The organism is Vibrio sp. V10_P2A27P122, from assembly GCF_963874335.1.
Lineage (GTDB): Bacteria > Pseudomonadota > Gammaproteobacteria > Enterobacterales > Vibrionaceae > Vibrio > Vibrio anguillarum.
The window spans coordinates 1-23706 of the sequence record NZ_CAWNHY010000246.1 but is presented as its reverse complement, the minus strand read 5'-3'; the positions used below and the strand labels follow the sequence as shown (position 1 = coordinate 23706).

Annotated in this window: 20 protein-coding genes and 1 riboswitch; of the genes, 12 read left to right on the top strand and 8 right to left on the bottom strand. The window is 44.7% G+C overall.

The window, feature by feature from the left end:
• The first annotated feature begins 162 nt into the window (after window positions 1-162).
• From AACQ17_RS11360 to AACQ17_RS11335, 6 genes are all read left to right on the top strand, one after another.
• Window positions 163-1029, top strand: a complete 867-nt coding sequence (locus AACQ17_RS11360) for a DUF72 domain-containing protein (protein ID WP_094147088.1) — start codon at window positions 163-165, stop codon at window positions 1027-1029.
• Between the two features lie 100 nt (window positions 1030-1129).
• On the top strand, window positions 1130-1873 hold the full coding sequence (gene cmoA / locus AACQ17_RS11355) for a carboxy-S-adenosyl-L-methionine synthase CmoA (RefSeq protein ID WP_094147089.1): 744 nt from the start codon (window positions 1130-1132) through the stop codon (window positions 1871-1873).
• Between the two features lie 94 nt (window positions 1874-1967).
• Complete coding sequence (cmoB, locus tag AACQ17_RS11350; RefSeq protein ID WP_047690904.1) at window positions 1968-2939, top strand: tRNA 5-methoxyuridine(34)/uridine 5-oxyacetic acid(34) synthase CmoB; 972 nt, start codon at window positions 1968-1970, stop codon at window positions 2937-2939.
• Window positions 2940-3078: 139 nt separating this feature from the next.
• Entirely contained in the window at window positions 3079-3831 is a 753-nt protein-coding gene (locus tag AACQ17_RS11345) for an ATP-dependent zinc protease family protein (RefSeq protein WP_026028024.1), read from the top strand.
• A gap of 14 nt (window positions 3832-3845) precedes the next feature.
• Entirely contained in the window at window positions 3846-5351 is a 1506-nt protein-coding gene (locus AACQ17_RS11340; RefSeq protein ID WP_017044665.1) for an inactive transglutaminase family protein, read from the top strand.
• 2 nt (window positions 5352-5353) lie between these two features.
• The gene (locus AACQ17_RS11335) at window positions 5354-6331 is read left to right on the top strand and encodes an alpha-L-glutamate ligase-like protein (RefSeq protein WP_019280854.1); all 978 of its coding nucleotides are present in this window, start codon (window positions 5354-5356) and stop codon (window positions 6329-6331) included.
• 79 nt (window positions 6332-6410) lie between these two features.
• On the opposite strand, the gene mukB is transcribed toward AACQ17_RS11335, so the two are convergent.
• Genes mukB through cmoM form a run of 4 tightly spaced genes read right to left on the bottom strand, consistent with a single transcriptional unit; the run spans window position 6411 to window position 13705 of the window.
• On the bottom strand, window positions 6411-10865 hold the full coding sequence (gene mukB, locus AACQ17_RS11330; RefSeq protein ID WP_094147090.1) for a chromosome partition protein MukB: 4455 nt from the start codon (window positions 10863-10865) through the stop codon (window positions 6411-6413).
• On the bottom strand, window positions 10862-11593 hold the full coding sequence (mukE, locus tag AACQ17_RS11325; protein ID WP_017044662.1) for a chromosome partition protein MukE: 732 nt from the start codon (window positions 11591-11593) through the stop codon (window positions 10862-10864). Before mukE ends, mukB begins: the two co-directional genes overlap by 4 nt.
• Window positions 11574-12911 (bottom strand): chromosome partition protein MukF, encoded by a 1338-nt coding sequence (gene mukF / locus AACQ17_RS11320; protein WP_094147091.1) that lies wholly within the window; start codon window positions 12909-12911, stop codon window positions 11574-11576. The genes mukE and mukF overlap by 20 nt, the downstream gene beginning before the upstream one ends.
• A 2-nt stretch (window positions 12912-12913) precedes the next feature.
• Window positions 12914-13705 (bottom strand): tRNA uridine 5-oxyacetic acid(34) methyltransferase CmoM, encoded by a 792-nt coding sequence (gene cmoM / locus AACQ17_RS11315; protein ID WP_017044660.1) that lies wholly within the window; start codon window positions 13703-13705, stop codon window positions 12914-12916.
• A gap of 88 nt (window positions 13706-13793) precedes the next feature.
• On the opposite strand from cmoM, the gene elyC reads away from it, so the two are divergent.
• Window positions 13794-14618, top strand: coding sequence for an envelope biogenesis factor ElyC (gene elyC, locus AACQ17_RS11310; protein ID WP_013857069.1), 825 nt, complete (start codon window positions 13794-13796; stop codon window positions 14616-14618).
• 125 nt (window positions 14619-14743) lie between these two features.
• On the opposite strand, the gene torR is transcribed toward elyC, so the two are convergent.
• Window positions 14744-15457 carry a two-component system response regulator TorR gene (gene torR, locus AACQ17_RS11305; protein ID WP_013857070.1) on the bottom strand — a complete coding sequence of 238 codons (714 nt, stop codon included), beginning with the start codon at window positions 15455-15457 and terminating at the stop codon, window positions 14744-14746.
• Window positions 15458-15744: 287 nt separating this feature from the next.
• On the opposite strand from torR, the gene torD reads away from it, so the two are divergent.
• The 5 genes from torD (at window position 15745) to AACQ17_RS11280 (ending at window position 19773) form a co-directional block, all read left to right on the top strand.
• Window positions 15745-16392 (top strand): molecular chaperone TorD, encoded by a 648-nt coding sequence (gene torD, locus AACQ17_RS11300; RefSeq protein WP_094147356.1) that lies wholly within the window; start codon window positions 15745-15747, stop codon window positions 16390-16392.
• Between the two features lie 269 nt (window positions 16393-16661).
• Window positions 16662-17669 (top strand): HTH-type transcriptional repressor PurR, encoded by a 1008-nt coding sequence (purR, locus tag AACQ17_RS11295; protein ID WP_094147355.1) that lies wholly within the window; start codon window positions 16662-16664, stop codon window positions 17667-17669.
• 161 nt (window positions 17670-17830) lie between these two features.
• A riboswitch (cyclic di-GMP riboswitch) is annotated at window positions 17831-17916 on the top strand.
• A 114-nt stretch (window positions 17917-18030) separates the two neighbouring features.
• On the top strand, window positions 18031-18618 hold the full coding sequence (locus AACQ17_RS11290; RefSeq protein WP_013857073.1) for a TfoX/Sxy family DNA transformation protein: 588 nt from the start codon (window positions 18031-18033) through the stop codon (window positions 18616-18618).
• 148 nt (window positions 18619-18766) lie between these two features.
• A complete protein-coding gene (locus AACQ17_RS11285; protein WP_094129361.1) occupies window positions 18767-19447 on the top strand; it encodes a TVP38/TMEM64 family protein in 681 nt (226 codons plus the stop codon).
• An 8-nt stretch (window positions 19448-19455) separates the two neighbouring features.
• Entirely contained in the window at window positions 19456-19773 is a 318-nt protein-coding gene (locus tag AACQ17_RS11280) for a putative signal transducing protein (RefSeq protein ID WP_081244899.1), read from the top strand.
• Here AACQ17_RS11280 and AACQ17_RS11275 read toward each other — a convergent pair.
• The 3 genes from AACQ17_RS11275 to glgC all read right to left on the bottom strand — a co-directional run bounded on the left by AACQ17_RS11275 (window position 19770) and on the right by glgC (window position 23377).
• Window positions 19770-20570 (bottom strand): alpha/beta fold hydrolase, encoded by an 801-nt coding sequence (locus AACQ17_RS11275; RefSeq protein WP_017043918.1) that lies wholly within the window; start codon window positions 20568-20570, stop codon window positions 19770-19772. The two genes, AACQ17_RS11280 and AACQ17_RS11275, sit on opposite strands and share 4 nt — an antisense overlap.
• A gap of 133 nt (window positions 20571-20703) precedes the next feature.
• A complete protein-coding gene (glgA, locus tag AACQ17_RS11270) occupies window positions 20704-22158 on the bottom strand; it encodes a glycogen synthase GlgA (protein WP_094147381.1) in 1455 nt (484 codons plus the stop codon).
• A gap of 1 nt (window position 22159) precedes the next feature.
• On the bottom strand, window positions 22160-23377 hold the full coding sequence (glgC, locus tag AACQ17_RS11265; RefSeq protein WP_013857078.1) for a glucose-1-phosphate adenylyltransferase: 1218 nt from the start codon (window positions 23375-23377) through the stop codon (window positions 22160-22162).
• Between the last annotated feature and the right edge of the window lie 329 nt (window positions 23378-23706).

Sequence of the window (23706 nt, the reverse complement as noted above, 5' to 3'; positions counted from 1 at the left end):
ATACAATTTGTTGTGTTTTATCAAGGGTTGCTGCTTTTTAAATCAATAATCAACCAAAATAGCAACACCGCTGAGAAATTGCGGCTGATTATAGCGTTAAAATACCAAAATCATCAAAACTCTCGTAGAGTATTTATTTTTAGTAATGGATGAAAGGTCAGTATGATGAATTTACCACTGCGACTCGGCCTTACCATGTGGTCACACGCGGGCTGGCAAAGTACGTTTTACGGCGCGGGAACGCCTGCTGCGCAGCGTCTTGAAAAGTATGCGAGGGTTTTTCATACCGTAGAAGGCAACACTACTTTCTATGCGTCACCTTCCATGAACACAGTGCAGAACTGGCGCGCCGCCACTCATGATGATTTTCGGTTTACGTTCAAACTGCCCAAAGCTATTACCCACGAACATAAGCTCACTGGCTGCCAAGATCAGTTAAAAGATTTTATGATGCTCATGGAGCCTCTGCACTCTCGTGTTGGATTATGGACCATCCAACTGCCAGCTACTTTTGGCCCACAGCACTTAGAGCAGTTGAAAAAATTCTGCGCCTATTTTCCCGCAGGTTTTCCACTGAGTGTTGAAGTGCGGCACCTTGAGTTTTTTGCTAAGGGAGAAGCTGAAAAAGCGCTTAATCAATGGTTAGTTGAATCGTCGGTTGACCGAATCATTATGGATAGTCGTCCTATCTTTTCGGCCAAACCGACGACCGACGTCATCATTGATGCTCAGAAAAAGAAACCTAAAGTCCCTGTTCACGCCATTGCCACGGCACAAACGCCGATGATCCGTTTTATCGGCCACCCAGAATTAGAGGCCAATTACCCCTTTTTTGAAGCGTGGATGACCAAACTGCCACATTGGATCGAACAAGGAAAACAACCTTATCTTATGGTCCACACGCCAGACAATATTGAAGCCCCATTATTAGCCACCGAGCTATACCAACAGCTGCAACAACGACTCACATTACCTACATTGACAACATTTCCAGCCCAAGATGACCAACACCAAATCACCCTATTTTGATGATCGCGTGCGAGGTTAATGACACGCGCACACTTTTCTCTTAGAATGTGCGCCTTTTTTAAGGTAGTGCAGCCGTCAGCACTACTTGTTGCGCGCCGCTATGAGGTACACCATGAGCCATCATAAAGACATCATCTTTTCTGCCCCAATCGATAAGATTGGTGATTTCACCTTTGATGAACGAGTTGCTGAAGTCTTCCCTGATATGATTCAGCGCTCTGTGCCGGGGTACAGCAATATTATCTCTGCAATCGGCATGTTAGCTGAGCGCTTTGTTAAGCCACACTCTACCATTTACGATTTGGGTTGCTCTTTAGGGGCGGCTACGCTTTCGATGCGTCGTCATATTCGCCAAAAAGGTTGTAAAATTGTAGCGGTTGATAATTCGCCTGCTATGGTTGAGCGTTGTAAACTGCACATTAACGCCTATCGTTCGGATACGCCTGTCGAGGTAATTGAAGCCGACATCCGTGAGATTGAAATTCATGATGCCTCAGTAGTGGTGCTCAATTTTACGCTGCAATTTCTATCGCCAGAAGATAGGCTAACACTGCTTGAAAAAATCTACGTGGGTCTTCGCCCCGGTGGCATACTGATTTTATCTGAAAAGTACATTTTTGAAGATGAAACGGCGCATGATCTGCTAATTGACCTTCATCATGATTTCAAGCGAGCCAATGGTTACAGCGAATTAGAAATCAGTCAAAAACGCAGTGCGATTGAAAATGTGATGCGCCCAGACTCCATCACAACACATAAAGCTCGCTTTAAACACATTGGCTTTTCAAGTTATGAAGTGTGGTTCCAGTGTTTCAACTTTGGCTCGATGTTCGCTATTAAATAATAGAATGACATTTTAGCTCTTTTCCCTAGAAGGGCCAAAACCTGACCAGCCATTTATCTAGGATCTTTTTACCTAATCTAGGAATACGCTTTGCATGTTTAACTTTGCCAATTTTTATCAACTGATCGCTCAAGATACCCGTCTCCAACCTTGGCTAAACGTTTTGCCACAACAGTTGACGGACTGGCAAAATGCAGAGCATGGCGACTTTGACCGCTGGGTTCGTGCGCTAAATAAAATCCCCTCGGGTACACCTGATCTGATTGAGCTCAAACAGTCAGTCACTCTCTCAAATAGCACACCGCTGGCGTTAGGCGAACAGAAGAAATTGGAAAGTTTGCTTAAAACTTTTCATCCTTGGCGCAAAGGACCCTATCACTTACACGGTATCCATATCGACACTGAGTGGCGATCCGATTGGAAATGGGATCGCGTGTTGCCCCACATTTCACCGCTGAAAGACCGTTCCGTGCTGGATGTTGGCTGTGGTAATGGTTATCACATGTGGCGTATGCTTGGCGAAGGTGCTCGCCTGTGTGTGGGTATCGACCCTTCGCACCTGTTTTTAGTGCAGTTTGAAGCGGTGCGTAAACTATTGGGTGATGACCAACGTGCTCATCTTCTGCCACTAGGCATTGAACAATTACCTGAATTGAACGCCTTTGACACCGTATTTAGCATGGGTGTCCTATACCATCGCCGCTCACCGCTAGATCATCTGATCCAATTGAAAAATCAGTTGGTCACAGGGGGCGAATTGATTCTTGAGACGCTGGTTATTGAAGGCGACGAAAATGCGGTGTTGGTCCCTGTCGACCGCTACGCACAAATGCGTAACGTCTACTTTTTCCCTTCAGCAAAAGCGCTCAAAGTGTGGCTTGAAAAATGTGGTTTTGGTGACGTGCGTATCGTTGATGAGAGCGTCACCTCCGTTGATGAACAACGGACAACTCAATGGATGACGCACAACTCATTACCCGACTATCTTGACCCAAACGACCCAAGCAAAACCGTAGAAGGGTATCCCGCACCACGACGCGCTATTTTGGTAGCAAAAAAACTATAATTGACACAGTTTTAACGCTTGGCTATGCGTATAATACTACCCTTGTCAAAGGATGCCGTACGCATCCTTTTTTATCAGCTAAATTTTGTTAGCTAAACTTCGGTTTATCCGTATTCATTACAAACACATAAGGTCGCAAATGTTTAAGTCTGTAGCCCCCGTCATTGCCATTGCCTTACTGTCAGGTTGCACTCTAACCAATGGTGAACAATACCACCAAGCTACCCTCGCAGCGATTCAAGCTTCCGAATCGAACCTCAGCAACACAATGACCAACCTTGAGCTTCAGCTAAGTAACCAGAATGATTACATTGAAAGCCTTGAAAACCAAATATCAAAACTCGATCGAAAACTAACAAAACTTAAGCAGATCACGACCAATACCCAACAAAAACGTGTAGAAGCAACCAGTAATGATGATGTGATAATTCCAGTCGCTACACCCTCTATTCAAAAATCACGCTATGACGTCATTTTAGGTGAAGTCGAAAAAGTCACGATTGATTCGATCAAACAAACCTTTGATGCTCGAGTTGATACAGGGGCCGCCACCTCTTCACTCAATGCGATTGATATTGAAGAGTTTGAACGTAATGGGAAAAACTGGGTGCGCTTTCATCTTTCCGATGGTGATAGAGCAACAGACGAGAGTAACTGGATTGAATCACCCATTATTCGCTACGTTAAAATTCGCCAATCGACCAACGATGAGATGGAACGCAGAGCCGTTGTTGAGCTGTGGGTAAAATTAGGCAGTATTCACGAAAAAGCACAGTTCACCTTGGCTGATCGCTCTCAAATGAGCCATCCTATTCTTCTAGGCCGCGAGTTTATTCGTGATATCGCGTTAGTCGATGTCAGTCGCAAGTATATCCAAACCGAAACTAAATAGTAGCAAGGACATTTATGACGTCACGAGTTCCATTTTATCTATCCGTTTTATTGCTGATAGTGGCAGGAATCACACTGAGTGTAGTTCGCCACCAAACTTACGGGGTGCCATGGACACCCGGGGAAACTCGCCAAATTTGGGATATTGAAGCACGTGTTGAATTCAATGCGTTAGGCAAAGAAGCCAAAGTCTCTTTAGCTGCGCCTCATACTCAAGATGGATATACTTTGATCAATGAATCGTCATCATCACCAGGTTATGGCGTAGCTTACGTTACTACTGACACGGGCAAACGTGTTGAGTGGTCAATCCGCAAAGCAACTGGCCCACAAACTATTTACTACAAAAGCCAATTTTTAGTCGATCCTCAAGCGAAAGCGGCCCCTATCCCCCCCATCGGTGATGTGGTCAAGCCAACCTTTGACGGCCCAGAAGAAGCCGCGGCTATCGCATTAATTGAACGAGCGAATCAACGCTCGGCGGATAACATCACTTTTACCCGCGAACTGATTAAAAACCTCAATGACGCCGATAGCCAAAACGCCTCTTTGCTGCTTAATAAAATGAGCAAAGTGGACGCCACACAAAAACTGCTGTCATACTCTCAAATTCCCAATAAAGTCGTTGGTGTTATTCAGCTCGAAGATGGTCGCCGCCGTCAAACGATTCAACACATGAACGAAATATGGAATGGCGATCAGTGGGTACTTTTTAACCCTGAAACAGGTACGCAGCCCAACCACCCTAACCTACTGGTTTGGGATGAATCCAACGTTTCACTGCTGGATGTCACGGGTGGGCAAAACAGCCAAGTTCACTTCACTATGCTGTCTCAAGATGTTTCACCTCAAACGGCAACCAATAATAAAATTGAGGCCGACAAACTCTTAAACTTCTCTATTCACAGTTTGCCGCTTGAAGAGCAAGCGATGTTCAAGACCATCATGTTGATTCCTATCGGTGCATTAATTGTGGTGTTCTTGCGGGTGATTATTGGGCTAAAGACTTCGGGAACCTTCATGCCGGTACTGATCGCCGTGGCGTTTGTTCAAACTCAATTACTGACAGGTATCGTGGGCTTTCTGCTTATCGTCGGAACGGGTTTGATCATTCGTAGCTATTTATCGAAATTGAACCTGCTACTGGTAGCACGGATATCGGCGGTCATCATTGCGGTAATACTCATCATCTCTGTCTTTACCGTCGTTGCCTTTAAGATCGGGCTGACCGAAGGGTTATCCATTACCTTCTTCCCGATGATCATTCTCTCTTGGACCATCGAACGTATGTCGATTCTGTGGGAAGAAGAAGGAGCAAAAGAGGTGATTTTACAAGGTGGCGGCTCGCTCTTTACTTCCATCTTAATCTACTTAGCAATGACTAACTCTTATGTCCAACACCTAACCTTTAATTTTATTGGCTTACAGCTGATCGTATTAGCTGCCATTCTGCTATTGGGAACCTATACTGGATACCGTTTAACTGAACTTCGCCGTTTTAAACCGTTAGCCGAGGAGTAAAGATGTTTTCATTATCCGAATACACTTCTCCATTTAAGCTACGCCGTAAAGGCATTATGGGCATGAACAAGCGCAACCATAGCTACATTGGTCGCTATAACGATCGCTCAAAATACCCATTGGTTGATGATAAGTTACAAACTAAATTGATTGCGCAGCGTGCGGGTTGTACTGTGCCAAAACTGATTGGTGTGATCAGTAATCAAGCGGATGTGAAGTCGATCCATGCCATGGTTAAAGAGTGGCCGGGCTTTGTGATAAAACCTGCACGCGGAAGCGGTGGTAAAGGAATTTTAGTGATTATGTCGCACAAGGATGGTGTGTACACTAAACCTTCTGGTGCGACCATCAACCAGCAAGATGTTGAGCGCCACATCAGTAATGCCTTGGCCGGACTATTTTCACTAGGCGGTAAAAATGATGTTGCTGTGGTTGAAAACCTAATTAAGTTTGACGATTGTTTCGAAGGCTTTAGCTATGAAGGTGTGCCTGATGTACGCATTATTGTCTTCAAAGGTTACCCCGTCATGGCGATGATGCGCCTTTCGACTTCGGCTTCTGATGGTAAAGCCAACTTACACCAAGGCGCTGTTGGCGTAGGTCTTGATATTGCGACAGGAAAAGCAGTACGAGCCGTGCAGTTTAATTTACCCATCACTGAGCACCCAGATACCGGCAAAGAGCTCTCAACGCTGCAAGTACCACATTGGAAAAAGCTACTCACCTTAGCCTCTAGCGCTTGGGAAATGACTGGCCTTGGTTATATGGGAACCGACATGGTGTTGGATAAAGAAGAAGGCCCGATGGTACTTGAGCTTAACGCTCGCCCAGGGCTTGCTATCCAGATAGCCAATGGCGCAGGGCTGCTACCACGCTTGCAGCATATTGAAAGTTTAGGTACGCAACTTATCTATCCCAGCCCCGAAGAACGCGTGGCTTATGCCGCAAAGCAATTCGGTTCAGGTGAGGTAAGCGAGTAACTCTCACCAAATTTAATCACTAAAAAGCCCAATCTCTATCAGGAGTATTGGGCTTTTTTATTAGCGATGGAGGCGATGCTTACAGCATTTCGGCCATCTGCTGTGCTTCTGATTTTGGTTTTTCAGTTTGACCAAAACCTCGCAGACCGACCACATGAACGTGTTCGTGATCTTTAAACACTTTGCGCACTAATTTATAGGTCGTGCCTTTCTCAGGGCTAATATTCTCTGGCGCAGCAATTAAAAGTTGCATATCTAGACGCTCGCACAGTTCAAACAAGGTTGAAATGGATTTGGCATCCAAACGCGCCGCTTCATCTAAAAACAGTAAACGACATGGAACGATGTCTTTACTGCGTAGACGACGAGATTCCTCTTCCCAACTTTGAATCACCATCAATAAAATAGACTGCCCAGTACCAATCGCTTCACCAGTCGATAACGCGCCCGATTCCGCTTGCAACCAGCCATCGGATCCGCGATTTACTTCAACACTCAACTCTAAGTAGTTACGGTAATCCAATAGTTCTTCACCCAAGACTTGCGGTGAACGTTGCCCCATATCGATATGCGGGTTAACACGCTGGAACAATTTCGCCATCGCTTCAGAGAAGGTATAACGAGTACTCTCAAACAGATCTTTATGCTGACTCTGTTTTTCAGATAATCCCGCGAGTAGGATTTCATGGCTCTCGCGTACTTTCACGTTAAGGCGAACACCTTTCACCTGACCAAAGTTAATGTTAGACAAGCCTTGGTTGAGCATCCGAATACGATTTTGCTCGCGTTGAATGGTTTTTTTGATGATGCTGGCCACCGATTCAGAGCTGATCGCTAAACGGTTTTCACGTTGAGTCAACTCTTCAGTTAGACGCGCAAGCTCTACTTCCATCTCTTCAATCGCTTCAACAGGATCATCAGTGCGAATGATGTCTTGGCGAATACGCTCACGCAGATGTTGATACACGGCGATATAGAACAAGACTTTGCGTTCTGGATGTGCGTTATCTTCCGACAAACGCAGTGCATCGCGTAGGTCGTCATTGCTTGCGACTGCTAAACGCAGTGCGCCCAACGATTTATCCGACATAGAACGCAGTTCATCGGCCGATAGATACGCTAGCTCACGTTTATGCAAGCGGCGCTCAACATCGTGATCACGCGCCAAACGTAATACAGAGCACCACCCTGCTTTTGCATTCACCACAAATGTGCGCAGATCTTGATAATCTTTCTGCACCTTTTTCAACCGTTTAACTAATGCTTTCATTTCAAGATCAGTTGCGGTTAGTGTACGTTCATACTCGCTCTTACGGGTACGTGAGGCATTCAGACGCTGTTGCAATTCATCACGACGACGTTCAGCACGCTCTTGCGCACCTTCATCGGCATGCACACCAAACTCTTGTAGCTCCTGCTTGAACTCTTGAACCGTTTCCAACTTAGCTTGATGCGAGCTTTTTAAGGCCGCTAACACTTGGTTATATTGGTTCATTTGGCTTTGAGCCTGTTTGAGCTCATCACGAGTACGGGTACGGGCGCTTTCTGCCTCGACCAATTTGTTTTTGAGCTGCTCACTTAGCTCGCTGCTTTTACTGAGCAGATCAACCGAATCGGAATAGCTAAAATAGTGGCGGCGTTCAATCACGTCTGAAAGTGCAAAGATCTGCACTTTCAATGTCTGAAGAGCTTGATCCGCTTGCTGATATTGTGCAGTGAGTGCATCAAATTGCTGCGGGTCAACCTCAAGCGCTGAAGCAAGCTGTTCTAACTCCGCGATGGCTTTACCGTGCGAGCTTAAAAACGCTTTCGCTTCCGCCAGTTGATTAATGTTCAGCTCGGCTTCATCGAAACGTGCTTGCAATGCCTCATCTTCAATGAGCAACATGTTAGGAGCCAGCTTATCGAGCATCGTTAACGCTTGTTTGCTTAGCTGTAACTGGTTGCGCTGCTGCTCTTTTGCGTCCAATTCAGCCAATACACGGACCAGTTGATTGCGTTGCTCACGTGCAGCTTGCAACGCTTGTTCTGGATCGGCTTCAAAAGCAACTTGGATGTGTGAAGCAACAAATTGGTTAAAGCTGTGGTATAGACGTTGCAGTTTTTGTGAATCAAACGCCGCTTTTGCGTGCTCTTCCACCACTTCTTCGCGCTCGTTACGCAGTAACTCTAAACGTTGTTCGCGCGCGGCTCGGCCAAAGAGTGGGATCTCAGGTAAACGAGAATAACGCATTTGGCGGTTATTGAGCTGAACACATACCGCTCCTTCCAATTCGTCAGCATTGAACGAGCTATCATCAAAGGCATCGACATCCCCTTCAATGATGTACAGATCTTCTGGGCAGTCATCAAGCTCGACCAGCTTCTCTTTGATGCCAGATAAATCCGAAACCACAATCGCATGGCGAGCCGGGCCGTACATGGCACTGAAATAAGGTGCATCGTCAATCGTGATGTCATCGTAAATTTCAGACAATAAAACGCCGCCTAAGCTATCCGCTAATCCTTTCAAGCGAGGATCATTTGAACCACCAGGAGACGCCAAGCGCTCGATTTCATTTTCAAGCTGCGCGCGACGTTCTGCCAGCTTATCTTTAGCGATTGATTGTGCTTTTTCTTGCTCAAGCACTTGCTGCATCTGCGCCATCACAGCTTGGCTATTTTCTAATGTTGCACCACTTTGTTCGCGTAAAGTATGCAATGCATCGTTGGCAGCAATCCAAGTCGGAGCGATCGATTCCAGTCGTTGAATTTCAGCCTGTTTATCTTGCTCGGTACGGCGCTGCTCACTGCGCTGTTCACGCAGCGCTTCTTGTTCATATTCCAGCGATTCAATCAGAGCGGCGTGGCGCTCGCGCTCTTGCTCTAGTGTTAGCTCATCGTGCAAGTCAATATGGTGTTGCTTTTGGTATTCAGCCACGGACTGACGCGCCACTTGCTGCTGATTTAAACGACGTTCCAGATCTCGCTGCTGTGCATACCACTGTGCTTCATTTTGGCTAATTTGCTGGGCGTTACGCGCTTGCTGCATGATGGCTTTTGCATGCTGAGACGCATCGTGACGAGGCACCTCACCCACCACACTACGCACCAGTTGCAGTGCCTGCTCAAACTGTTCGACTGCGGCCGAAGACATGTCCAATTTATGCTTTAACGCTAATAAGGTGGTGGTGTTAGCGTCTTGCTGATGCTTGAGATCAGAAACCTGCGCTTGGGCACGTTCTGGTGTTAACTGATCATCATTTAGCAACTGTTTGGCTTTATCGAGCGCCTGTACGGCTTGTTGATATTGCAAGGCTCGCGTTTGTTGAACATCTAATGCTTGTTGGTAATCGGCCAATTGACTCTTTAAGCTATCGACCTCATCTTCAGAGATAATCGCTTGCTCTTCAGCCATCATGACGCGCTCTTGCGCCTCTTCCACCACCATCATCTGCTCTTCAAGGCGAATAGTGAGCTCTTGCAAATCCTCTTGATAGCGTTCAATTTTCTCTTGCTGACGCAGTGCGTTTTGCACCAGTTGCAAGTGATCAGAAGCGGCTTGGTGATCTTGCTCTAAGGTAGATTCTTGCTCTAACAGCAGTTCAAGCTCTTCTTGAACTTGATTGAGCAATCGATTTTGCTCAATCAATGTATGGCGAGAGCCGAACAACTCGTTACGCAACGCGAGCGTTTGCTCTAGCTTATTGTGGCGATCGTTGGCGTGGCGCATGTAATCAGCGGCCACGTAATTTGTCGATTCGGTAATCAGGTGCTTGAAGAGATCGCGATCCGCTTGCGTGGTTTTGATCGCTTCTAACGTCATGCGGTTTTCACGTAACGCCGATTCCATATCTTGGAATGCTTTCTTCACACCACCATTTTGTGGCAACAGATAATCACGCAACGAGCGAGTAATGGCACTGGAAATACCGCCGTATAAAGAAGCCTCAATCAAGCGATAGAATTTTGAACGGTCACTGCTGTTACGCAGTTTTTTCGGCACCACGCCAAATTCAAACATTTGCGCGTGATAATCGACAATGGAGCTAAACGCTTTAAAATGCGCCCCTTCAATTTTCGCGACAATCTCTTTCACTTCATTGAGTTGACGCACGCGCGCGTGGTTGTCTGAGACGTTTTCAATCAGCACATCGGTTGGTTTGACATGACTTGGCAAGCCTTGAATCACAAACGGTTTGATATCCACTTTTTTATCGCGCCCCGCCACCTGTTGTAGCTTAACGCCAAACAGTAAACGCTGTTTGCGTGAATTCACTACATCCAACGCAGCGTAACATGCGCCCGCTTGCAGTTTACCGTATAAGCCTTTATCGCGAGACGCTTGTGAGCTGCCCGCTTCGGTGGTGTTTCTAAAATGGAGCAAACTTTGATCTGGGATCAAGGTGGTGATGAATGCCGCCATGGTGGTCGATTTGCCCGCACCGTTACCGCCTGACAAGGTGGTAACTAATCCATCAATATCAAAAGTACGAGCAAAAAAGCCGTTCCAATTGATCATGGTTAGCGATTGATATTTACCTCTCTCAATCATGCTTCACCTTCCCATTCTGTTTGCTCGTTAACATTTTGTTCTTCAATCTCGTCTTCGTTATCCAGCAAGCTGCCTTGATTCGGTTCTTGGGCGTGGACAACCGCTTCACCATCGCGGATCAAACGCAGTTGTGCTTCACGCATGTCGTCACCAATGCGCACATCGGCACCAAAACGAAATACGGCTTCGCTAATGCGGAATTTATTGGTATCACCTAAATGGATGATCATCCCCAAACGACGTAAACGACGCAATGAGGTACGCACTTTTTCAAATAGCTTTTCTTTGTCTAAGTCTGAACCGCTGGCTCGGTTGGTGACGAGCTTCATCAGTTTTTTTTCATCGGCCAGAGACAGTAGCTCTTCGTACAATTCTTGATTAGTAAAGATGCCTTCGTGCGCAAGGCGTTCAGGACTCAAATAAAGAAAACAGAGCACTTTGCCGACCAACATATCCAACTCAGACAGCACGCTACGATTGATTAAAGCAGTAGAGCGAGGACGCAGGTAAAAAAAGCCTTCCGGCGCTTTGACTAATTCGGTGTTATAGCGTTGGTAAAACAGCGCTAAATCGGGCTCAAAATCTAATAAAAAGGTGTGATTATCCAAATCATCACTAGAAACATGACGCCCAGCTCGAAGCTGGCTATCTAGCGCAGGAAATAAAGGATTTGAAATCGCTTTGGCCAGATTTTCTGGCATGTATTCATTAATATCTGTCGATGACATTTGCTTGTACCTTTGCACCAAAATCGTTGATCGCTTGCCAGTCAGGTTGGATGGCTTGGTAATCTTGCTCTGAGTAGCCAAGCCTCACCGCTTGATCAACAATAATTCGGGCTAAATCAAAATGATGTGGATGGGGATGAGTGGCGAGGTAGTCTCTCAGTACTCGTCCTAAATCAATTGGCATCCCTTGATCTTTATGACCTTTGAGCATGCTGCCGATACGCAAGGAGAGCTCATCATTGACTTGCTGGAACTCTTCGTACTCCACTTCTGGAGGCACTTGCCCCATCACCTCATCATCTCTTAAGACGAGAGCTTCATCACGCAGGTCGGTTAAACGCTCAGCATCGGCATAAGTGAGATACCAAGGCGCGTCAAAATAGTCGCTGAGTGATTGACGTAAACGCTGGCTAAACGCTCGGTTTTGGTCCATATCAATGGCGGTACGAATGAATTTATGGACATGGCGGTCGTAGCCAATCCAGAGATCGATCGCCTGTTGTCCCCAACTGGTGATGCGATCAAGTTTCATCTGTAATCCAAACAGGATTTCTTCAATAAATTCGAGTTCGGCTTCGCCATAAACCAATTCTTGAATATCCAAAATTTGCGTTTGCAGCTCATCCCCCGCCGCTTGTAAAGTGTCTTGCAGTTCACGCAGCGTTGAAGAGGTTTCAGACAATAACGATTCACAGTTGTTGATCGCTTCACGCCAATCTTTATTCAGCAACTCTGCGATTTGCAGTTTGACCGATTGCTGCTGCTCGTCCATCACACGTTGGTTTAAATCGATACGATCAAAAATTTCCCCTACCGAGTATTTTAATACGCCGTAGACGTTCTTTTTCCAATGCCCGGGAGTACCACCTTTATTCGCAGCTTCAATCGCCTTGGCCATTTCATCGGCGACCATAGAAAGCTGAATTGAGAGCTTCAGCTTGGAAAACTCTCTATGGCGGACGTAGTAGTCCGTAATGCCAATAGCCAACGGTGACAAACGGTAAATGCTAACGCCATCAGTCATCTCGCTGGTGAAGCGGCTCATTAAGCGCTGTTTTACCAACTCATTGATCGCATTATTGGCACGAAACGCGGAGGCTTCACCGGTTTCTTCAAATAAGCGAGTTACGATGGCAAACGCATCGTGTAACTCACCTTCACCTAATTCTTCATCAAACCTTTCGTTACTCAATACTGCGATGGCAATAAGGAACGCCAGTCGTTCTGTCGTCAGGTTCAATGAGAAATCATGCTGCTTTACCCAACCAACCAATTCATCAATAGGTTGCTGTGCAGCGTTCTGAGTCATCTCACTCATTGTTATTCCTGCTCTATTTTCTTTTTCGCCCATACATGAATGTATCGACCTAGCGAGAGGTACGGCTCTTGTCTACATAATTGTTGTTCGAGTGCCAGTACATCTTCATATTGGTAGTCACCCATATTTTTCACATTCCCAATATAGTCACTGAATGATCGGATGCCCGATTTTCCACAAATCTCAAATCCTGATTCTTCGATCCATTGATACACTTCTTCAGGTTTTAGCCCTTGCTGAGGCTGGAGCTTAAACCGCTTGCGATGCGGCATGCCCTCCAATACATGGGGAATGTTGCCACAGACAACGTTTTTGTACACCAAGCCATGATGGTTATAGAACATGATTGATGCCATACCACCTGGCCTAACTTGCTCTAACAAATTCTGCAATGCGGGTTTTGGCTCGGCTAACCATTCCATCACCGCGTGAAACAACAACACATCCACTGGCGCACTAAGGTGCGATTGGATGGATTGCACGGGGGAATGTACTAACCGATACTGCTCAAGCAGACCATTTTTGCGGATCTCTTGTTCGGCTAGCTGGAGCATTTCCGAGGATAAATCACACAGCGTGATTTGGTGTCCAAGCTTGGCTATTTTTTGTGACATTTGTGCCAAACCGCCGCCAGCATCAAGCACTTGCAAAGGTTTTGGGTGGTTGCTCAACAAAGCGAGCAGTTGCTCAAGATCTTGCCAAACAATGACTTGACGAATTTCACCTTTGTCAGAGCCGTATATGTTTTTTGCAAATTTGTGGGCAATATCGTCGAAATTCCGGTCTTCAGTCACAGTGGCTTGAGTTATGATAGCGAATCGTGCTGCTATTCTGTCATAGGAATGGCAGGAATAAAGGGGCTTTGTTCCTTTTTATTATCAAGTGGTGTTTTTTCGGACTATTTTGTATATGTTTGAGCTGAAAAAAGTTATTTCCTCATTATTAATGCCTCTTCCGGCAATGCTAATCCTCGGTTTTGTTGGATTAATGCTCATAATGTTCACCGTCAGACGTAAGACTGGCTGTATGTTTGTCCTCTTCTCTTTAGTGGGGATATTTCTTATCTCTTTCCAACCCTTTGCAACGCGCATGTTAATGCCTTTGGAAAGACAATACTCGGCTTTTCTCCCCGTTGATGGCACCATCGATTATGTGATGGTTTTAGGTAGCGGCCACGTAGTGGATGACCAAATCCCGCCGACCTCGGAACTCAGCCGTACTGCGTTGGTACGCTTAAACGAAGGCATACGTGTCATGCGTATGTACCCCGGCTCAAAGTTGATTTTATCAGGCTACTCTGGCGGGTCGGAATTTAGCCATGCGCGCATGCTAGCCGTGGTGGCACTCGCGCTTGGAGTGAATAAATCCGATATTATTTTGCTAGAAACAGCTAAAGATACTTGGGAAGAAGCACGACAAGCCGCCGCCTTTGTTCAACAGCGTAGGCTGGTTTTGGTAACGTCAGCCAGTCATATGGAAAGAGCGTTAAAAGAGTTTAATTCTGCAGGTATTGACCCAATACCTGCGCCAACCAATTTCTTAGCGCAAACGAATATTGAGCAACCTTGGGAAAAATACGCTCCTCGAGCACGTTATTTAGAACAAACCGAGCGTTACTGGTATGAAACGTTAGGGCTGCTGTGGCAAGACTTACGTGATTGGGCCTCCGGGCATGGCGATACAGAATTGGACATCAATAGCAATTAGCAATTGTATTCAACCCAAAACGGAGCCACTTATGTGCTCCGTTTTTCTTGATAATCGCGGCTACAAAAAATCATGGGAATAAAAAGGCACGGCCCAACGCCAATTTTACACACGCGACCACTCAGCTAATCACCAGCGAACATATAACCTTCACCGTGCACAGTCACAAAGATTTGCGGATTCTTGGGATCAAACTCCATCTTCGCCCTCATGCGTCGAATCAGTACATCAATCGTTCGATCGTTAGGTGCATCCACACGGTGGCTGATCATATTTAAAATACGTTCACGGCTAAGGACTTGATTCGGATATGACGACAAGGCAACTAATAGCTCATATTCCGCTTTGGTCAGTTTTACGGGCTCACCATTACGGCTCAGCGCTCGGCGCTGGATATCAAAGGTCCACTCGCTAAAGCGCACTAAATTCGCATTGTGAGATACACCGCTCTCTTCGTTCAGTTTGTTTTTTGCGGTCGAGATCCGCCACAGCAAGTTTTTCACTCTCACCAGCAACTCGCGCAATTCAAAAGGTTTCGTTACGTAATCATCGGCCCCCATTTCAAGACCAACAATCTTATCAATGCTATCCGTGCGCCCTGTCACTAATATGATGCCAATATCAGATTGGCTGCGTAGCTCACGCGTTAACATTAAACCATCTTCACCGGGTAAATTAATGTCTAGCATAATCAGATCTATCGCGCTGTTTTTCAAAGCATCTCTCATCTGAGTACCGCTTTCCGCTTGCGTTACCATATAACCTTCGCTTTGAAAGTATCCAGCTAGCTTGCTGCGAGTGACTGCATCATCTTCAACTACTAATACGTGATAGCTCATTTACACCACTTTACTCTATAGAAATGTTCAAACCTCGGCTCGAGATTCTGTACAAAGCCATTCTATTCATAAATAGTCATAATTCTAGTCGTATCACTTTTAAAATTAAGAAAGATGAGAGTTTTTTGATTCAAAACAACCTTCCAGACATCCATTAACTTAATGAAAAAATCACTCATATTTTTTCATTTTCTTAGCGACTGCTATTCATTTTTATTAGTTACACTTAGATCAATTACTTTTTAAAAACGATTTTCGCAAAACCACCCCCTTGGAGAGCCAATACCATGCAAGACATCAAAGCTTTTAATGAACAGCGTGCCGAGATTTATTGGTGGCTTTCGAGCTTATTTGTGAAAGAACTTTCGGAGCATGAATTAGAGCAATACTATACGCCCGCTATTCGCACATTTCTTTCAGGATTAGCAGAAAACGCGACACTTAAACCTGCCATTGATAAATTAGTTGATGCACTGAACCGATTGCAAGACAAAGAAGACGCACAGCTTGAGCTCGCAGCCGATTTCTGTGATCTTTTTTTAAAATCCAATAAGGAGTCCGCGCTACCCTATGCCTCAATTTACATTGGCAAATCAGGGTTGCTCAATGACGAACCAGCCAGAGCAATGTCGGATTTGATGGCAGCCCATCACATTGCAGTCAACGATACACTCAACGAACCTGCCGACCACATTGCGATTGAACTGGATTTCTTAGGTAACTTGATCATTCGCTCCAATGAGCTTGAACAAGAGACACACCTTGAACAAGCCTTTACACAGCAGTGTGATTTTATTGAACAACATTTGCTCTCTTGGATCCCACAATTCCATCTTCGCTGCCAACAAATTGATCAATTTGGTTTTTACGGTGCCGCAAGCGAATTGTTGGTCGCGTTTCTTCACTTAGACCGCGACTATTTATCAAACCAGTGAGATAACCTGGTTAATACCAATTACTAAATCGGTCAATTGTGACTGTTGACCGATTTATTCGGTGGATTTTTCGTTGCTTGATGGACATTTGCGGACTAGAATCTTGACCGCAAACGATAAAAAATGAATTTAAGATGCAACCGCTGATTAGAGGCGGTTTTTGTGTTTTTACTACTTTTAGGCTTCAATATAACACCGATAGGCCTAATACCGCTGAATTGCTCTTCGTGACTATCACTTTCAGCAGTTATCGACAGGACAGAGAATTTATGGCTACGATTAAAGACGTTGCACGCTTAGCGGGCGTATCAACCACCACGGTATCGCATGTAATCAATAAAACTCGCTTTGTGGCTGAAGCAACCCAAGAACGAGTGATGGAAGCGGTATCAGAGCTTAACTATGCACCAAGTGCAGTCGCTCGCAGCTTAAAATGCAACACCACCCGTACCATTGGTATGCTAGTGACCCAATCGACAAACTTATTTTTTTCTGAGGTTATCGATGGTGTTGAAAGCTACTGCTACCGCCAAGGCTACACACTTATTTTGTGCAATACCGGCGGTATTTACGAGAAGCAACGCGACTACATCCGCATGCTAGCGGAAAAACGTGTCGATGGTATGTTGGTCATGTGCTCGGACCTCACCCAAGAACTGCTTGAGATGCTTGATCGTCATTCAGACATTCCGAAAGTTATCATGGACTGGGGCCCTGAAAGTTCTCAAGCCGATAAAATTATTGATAACTCAGAGGAAGGCGGATACCTCGCCACCAAATACCTTATTGATCATGGCCATACTGACATTGCTTGCTTAAGTGGGCACTTCGAAAAAGCGGCGTGCCAAGAGCGTATTCAAGGGTTTAAGCGGGCTCTTGCCGAAGCAAGCCTAACCGTTCATGAAGATTGGATTTTGGAAGGTAACTTCGAGTGTGATACTGCGGTGCTCGCCGCCGACAAAATCGCCGCCATGGACAAGCGGCCAACGGCTGTTTTCTGCTTTAACGATACAATGGCTCTCGGTTTAATGAGTCGCTTGCAACAAAAAGGCATCCGTATTCCTGATGACATGTCTGTTATTGGTTATGACAATATTGAACTTGCTGAGTATTTCTCGCCACCGTTAACCACGGTTCACCAGCCAAAACGACGAGTAGGGAAAAACGCCTTTGAAATCCTATTGGAACGCATTAAAGACAAAGAGCATGAACGTCGTGTGTTTGAGATGCACCCCGAAATTGTTGAACGCAACACAGTAAAAAACATAAAGAAATAGTGTCATTATTTAAAACAAGCGACAAATGTCAATTTTAGGGATTTTCCTATATTCAAGACAGAACGCCGTATTAAATAATGGTAAATTTGGAATGAGCATCACGCAAATAATAAATAAACGTGATGCTCATCCAAAAATTTATATATTCTTACTATTAGAAGTCACGCACAGGGCAAACCATTTGAAAAGATGGGACGCAAAGCCTCCGGCCTAAACCGACTATTCGGTAGGTAGCGGGGTTGCCGATGGCAAATATGCAAACGTTAAGTTTACCCCTTACTGACACTCTTTCTGCATAAGTTTGCTAATCTCTCGGACCTGATTTTGGTGGCGTTTTTCCCATACACCGAGAATTTACAGCATGGATAAACCAGTACTTAAAGATTCAATGCGACTCTTCGAACAACTTGGACGCGTTAAGTCTCGTTCAATGTTTGGCGGCTTCGGCATTTTTGTCGATGACACCATGTTTGCTTTGGTCGTAAACGATAAACTTCATATTCGCGCAGACGATCTATCAACCTCTCGCTTTAAAGAGCAAGGCTATGAGCCCTATATCTATAAAAAACGTGGGTTCCCTGTCGTCACAAAATACTTCGCATTACCTGACAATTGTTGGGAAAACCCTTCGCTTATTTTACGAGATGCTGCTGTCGCACTCGAAATCGCCAAACAAGAACGAGAAGTTCAAGCCCAAACGAAGCCAGAACGCCTAAAAGATCTCCCGAACCTTCGACTCGCCACCGAACGTATGCTTAAGAAAGCAGGGATAGAATCTGTAACGGATTTGCATACAAAGGGGGCTTTGGAAGCCTATAAAGCGATTCAGCAAACCCATTCTTCTTCAATCAGTCTTGAATTGCTATGGGCCCTTGAAGGTGCTATTGAAGGCAAGCATTGGTCGGTTATCCCACAATCTCGACGCGATGAATTAGCTAAAAGCCTTTAACTTCAGAGTAAATAAATCTCTCGATTAAATAATCAAATACGCTCGCATCACCATGCGGGCGTTTTTTTCATCCCGTTTTGAAATATAAATTCGACTTCCTCTGTCTTCTTCACTATATCTAGTAAAATATGTCGTTTTGAGGAATACCATGAATAAAAAACTTCTCTTAGGCTTGGCTTTATTTGCCTTTATTATCTTTTTGATTGTAAATTTTGGCCACTATCTAACGTTAGATAATGCCAAAGCACAGCAAATGCTATTAAACGAATACATTAGCCAAAACGTGATCAGCGCTGCTTTGATCTATTTCTCACTCTATATTGTGCTCACCGCTTTCTCTATCCCAGGAGCGGCGGTCGTCACGTTACTGGGCGCTGCGCTGTTTGGTTTTTGGACTAGCTTACTGCTTGTCTCCTTTGCCAGCACCATAGGCGCAACTATCGCCTTTTTGAGTAGCCGTTTCTTACTGCGTGAATGGATTCAAACAAAATTTGGTCAAAAGCTGCAAACGATTAATCAAGGCGTTGCAAAAGATGGGGCATTTTATCTATTCTCACTGCGCTTAATTCCGGTTTTCCCTTTTTTCTTGATTAATTTATTAATGGGCCTAACACCCATATCAACCGCTCGCTTTTACCTGATTAGCCAACTCGGTATGCTGCCCGGCACTGCCGTTTATCTGAATGCTGGTACTCAACTAGCTGAAATTGAAAGCTTATCCGGCATTGTATCTCCTTCGGTTTTGCTTTCATTTGCTCTATTAGGTCTTTTTCCTATTCTCACCAAGTGGATTATGGCCAGATTGAACAAAAACCCAACTTCCGCCTGAAGTGAATAATGATGAAAATTTGTGTTTCAAACCACCCGATAGAGGCATATATAGTTTGTCAGTATTTACAGCAATTCAATATTCGCTGTGAAGTGAGAGGCGATAACTTATACGGCTTAGGTGGAGAGCTCCCTTTTTCAGAAGAAACCTTGCCTTATATATGGCTGTTGGATGAAGCTCAAATCGCCGAGGCTCAAGCACAATTATTGGCCTATCAGATAGAAGAGATAAACGAAGAACCTAACTGGGTTTGTGGACAGTGCAACGAGGAAAATGGGCCGCAGTTTGCAGCCTGCTGGTACTGCGGTTGTTTAGATTCAGACTAACGAGTCTGATGCTGGCGGATGAACTCAATTGAATGGCGGTTAAACATCTCAGATTGTTCAACATTACACACGTGGCCGCAATCTGGGATTTCTAATAACACACTTTGTCTATGCATTGCCACCATGTCTTTAACAGGTTGAATGAACATATAGTCTCTCTCTCCCATAAGATAAAGAGTGGGAATGGGTAGCTCTTTCTCTTTGAAGCATTTCATCAGAGGATTGACTTCGGAAGTCAGCATAAACCAGCGTTTAAACTCTTTTTGGCACAGCTTCTTCGCTTCTCGAATAAAAAGATGGCGTGACTCTTTTTGGTTGCGTTGTGGCATTACAATGTAAGCAAACAGACGATAAAGCCACATGTAAGGAATGATGTGCTTACTCAAATTACCCAACTTTACGAGCACTTGAGAGCGCACATTCAAACGGGTTATCGCTCCACCCAAAACCATAGAGCAAACTCGCCCAGTCGCCATTTCAGCAAGATTACGTACAATAATGGTACCGAGTGACATTCCAACAAAATGGGCAGACTGAATTTTCAAATGATCGAGTACTTTGAGAATATCAAGAGTGACGGATTTAAACGTGTAACGATTTGCCATCAACTCTTTAAACAGTTGGTTTGACTTGCCATGACCTCGTAAATCAACTAATAACAGGTTGAAATGCTCACGGTACGCTTTGATTTGCTTAAACCAGATGGATGAACTTCCACCTGCACCATGCACAAAAACAACCCATTCATCACTGGTGGGATGCAGGTAGGTCTTATGGAAAAGTAGGCTATGAGACATACAAAACCGTTAATCAGCTTCAATTTGAGAAACGCAAGACTACCACAAAACGGGGGCTGAATAGCAAAAAATCATGCGGGCTCGTTCGGCTAAACAAGTAAGGCGCCAAAGCGCCTTACTTGTTATAAAAACATCAGTCATGAAACGCGAGATGATACATCTTGATGTACTCTTTCGCTGAATCCTGCCAGCTAAAATTTTGTCGCATCGCCCTCTGCTGAACCTCCAACATAGTTTCGGGATGTTGAAGATAAAACAGCATCGCTCGCTGCATTGCAATAAGCAGTGCTTCTGGAGAAGGATCATGAAAACCAAAGCCGGTCGCTTCTTCAGGAAACTTATCATAATCACGCACGGTGTCTTTTAAACCACCAACTTCACGAACGATGGGCAGCGTGCCATAAGCCATGCTGTAGATCTGATTCAAACCGCAAGCTTCAAATTCTGAAGGCATTAAGAAGAAATCAGAACCGGCTTCAACCAAATGTGCAAAACGATTGCTATAAGCTTCAACAAACGCAAATTTATCAGCATGCTTCGCCGCCATTTTATGTAGCTGAACAGCAACTTCAGGCTCTCCTGTGCCAACAATAATGAGCTGAGCATCATTGCGTAAGAACGACTCTAGTATAGGTAAAATGTAGTGGAAACCTTTTTGGTGGGTGAGTCGACAAACCATCCCAAACAAAGGCAAGTCACGCTGAGGTAATTGCAGCTCCTCTTGCAACATGCGCTTACTCGCCCGTTTGCCCGCTTGAAGTGATTCAGCTTCATCACAGTAGCCAAGAGGAAGAAATTCATCGTTTTGTGGATCCCACTCGCTATAATCACACCCATTAACGATACCGTGCAAATCTCTAGCTCGGTGAACAAAATCATCTACCAACCCATGAGAGCCAAGCGGTGTTAGCAGCTCGGAAGCATAATTAGGGCTAACGGCATTAATTTTGTCAGCAAAGGCAATCCCTGCTCTTAGCATACTGACGTGATCGTGTCCGTAGCGTAAAAATTCCATGCCAGATAAGTTCAATTCTGGGATGATCTCTAATTGATGATAAGAAAAAATACCTTTAAAAATCGCGTTGTGAACGGTCAATACGCTTTTCATATCAGAAAAATAAGCGTCATGCTGGTAACGCGTTTTCAACAAAAATGGAACCAACCCTGTATGCCAATCATTTGCATGGATAATCTGTGGTTTTTTACCGAGCTTAGGTAAAACATCTAGGCTAGCTGCTGAAAAGAAACCAAAACGCTCGCCATTATCAGCGTACGCCTGGTTATTCTCGCCATACATTTGTGCTCGGCCAAAATATTGTTCACATTCAATTAAGTACACGGCCACTCCATCTAGCTCCATCTGGCGGACCAGATATGCAGTATGAGGCCAATGGGTAAGCTCAGTTTCTAGCACAACAGGAGCATCTGAAATGCCCAATATAGAACGATAAGCAGGTAGCACAATAGCTACCTGATGACCTAACTCTTGCAGTGCTTTAGGCAGTGCTTTGGCCACATCGGCCAAACCACCACTTTTGATCAAACCTTGAGCTTCTGAAACGGTAAACCAAACATCGATTTTTTCCATTCTAGAATCCAACTTTTGTTCCTTTTGCGATAACAACGATGCCCTCATCAGAAACATGGAAACGTTGTCTATCGAGTTCTAAATCTTCACCAATGATAGTACCTGGTGCTATTTCGACATTTTTATCAATAATCGTACGCTTAATTGTACATCCTTCACCAATTTTAACATCACCGAGGATCACGGATTCACTCACTAAAGTGTTGGCTCCGATGTTACTGCGGTAGCCTAGTACCGATTTATAAATTTTCGCACCTTGAATGTAGCTTCCGCCGGAGATCAAGCTGTCGGTGATCTGTACTTTACGATCGTGTGAATCAACAAAGGTTGCAGGTGGCAACGGTGGATAATAAGTGTGGAGAGGCCAGCTACGGTTATACAACGAGAAATCGGCATCATGCTCTAATAGATCCATGTGCGCTGCCCAGTAGGCCTCAATCGTACCAACATCACGCCAGTAAGTTGTGTCTTTTTCGCCTTTGATTTTATTGGTTGAAAAATCATAGACATAAACCTCTCCTTCTGGGAAAAGTTTAGGAATAATATCTTTGCCAAAATCATGGCTGGAGTGATTATCTTCAGCATCACGACGCAGTTCTGCACAGAGTTTATCTGTATCGAATATGTAGTTACCCATAGAAACAAGTGCAAGGTCTGGGTGCCCAGGGATCGCTTTAGGGTTGCAAGGTTTTTCTTCAAAACCGACCATTTTTCCGGCTTCATCAACTTCAATCACACCAAACTGAGACGCTTCTTTCAGCGGCATTCTCAGCGCAGAAACGGTCAGTTTTGCGTCTACACGTTTATGGAAATCGAGCATCTGGCGGATATCCATTTTATAGATATGATCAGAGCCAAAAATACATACTTGGTCGGGGGTAGAGAGTTCAATAAAACGAATGTTCTGGTAGATAGCATCCGCAGTACCTTCGTACCAGCGCTTGCCATCACGCATCTGTGCGGGGATTGAATCGATAAACCGATCAGTGATGCCCGAAAGGTTCCAGCCTTTCTTCATATGTAAATACAACGATTGTGATTTAAATTGTGTAAGCACGTAGATACGCATCAAATCCGCGTTTACAAAATTATTCAAAGCAAAATCGATTAAACGATAACTGCCACCAAATGGCACTGCAGGTTTACTACGAGATTCCGTTAAAGGCATCAAGCGCGAGCCTTCGCCACCAGCAAGGATCATTCCTAAAACACCAGCCATTTTAATTCTCCTTATTTCATTCTTATATTTGCATTCCATACCTTAATTTACAGGGGATGTATGGATGCTATCCTTATTGACCACTTGCAGTGGGCTGTATGAAACTCCCTCACCACCCTAAATGCAATCGGTTGTTTATACGTTATCGAATTAAAGAAATAATACAATTTTAAATACGCTGTTCTGACTTGTCTGAACCCTTTAGTTTGCTAACTCCTAACCTAGCTCACATTTACAGCTCGGTGTAACATATAAACATAACAATGTATTAACTAATCATTTTTATTCACTTTATTGATGCATTCTTAATTTTATATACACTCTCTTTT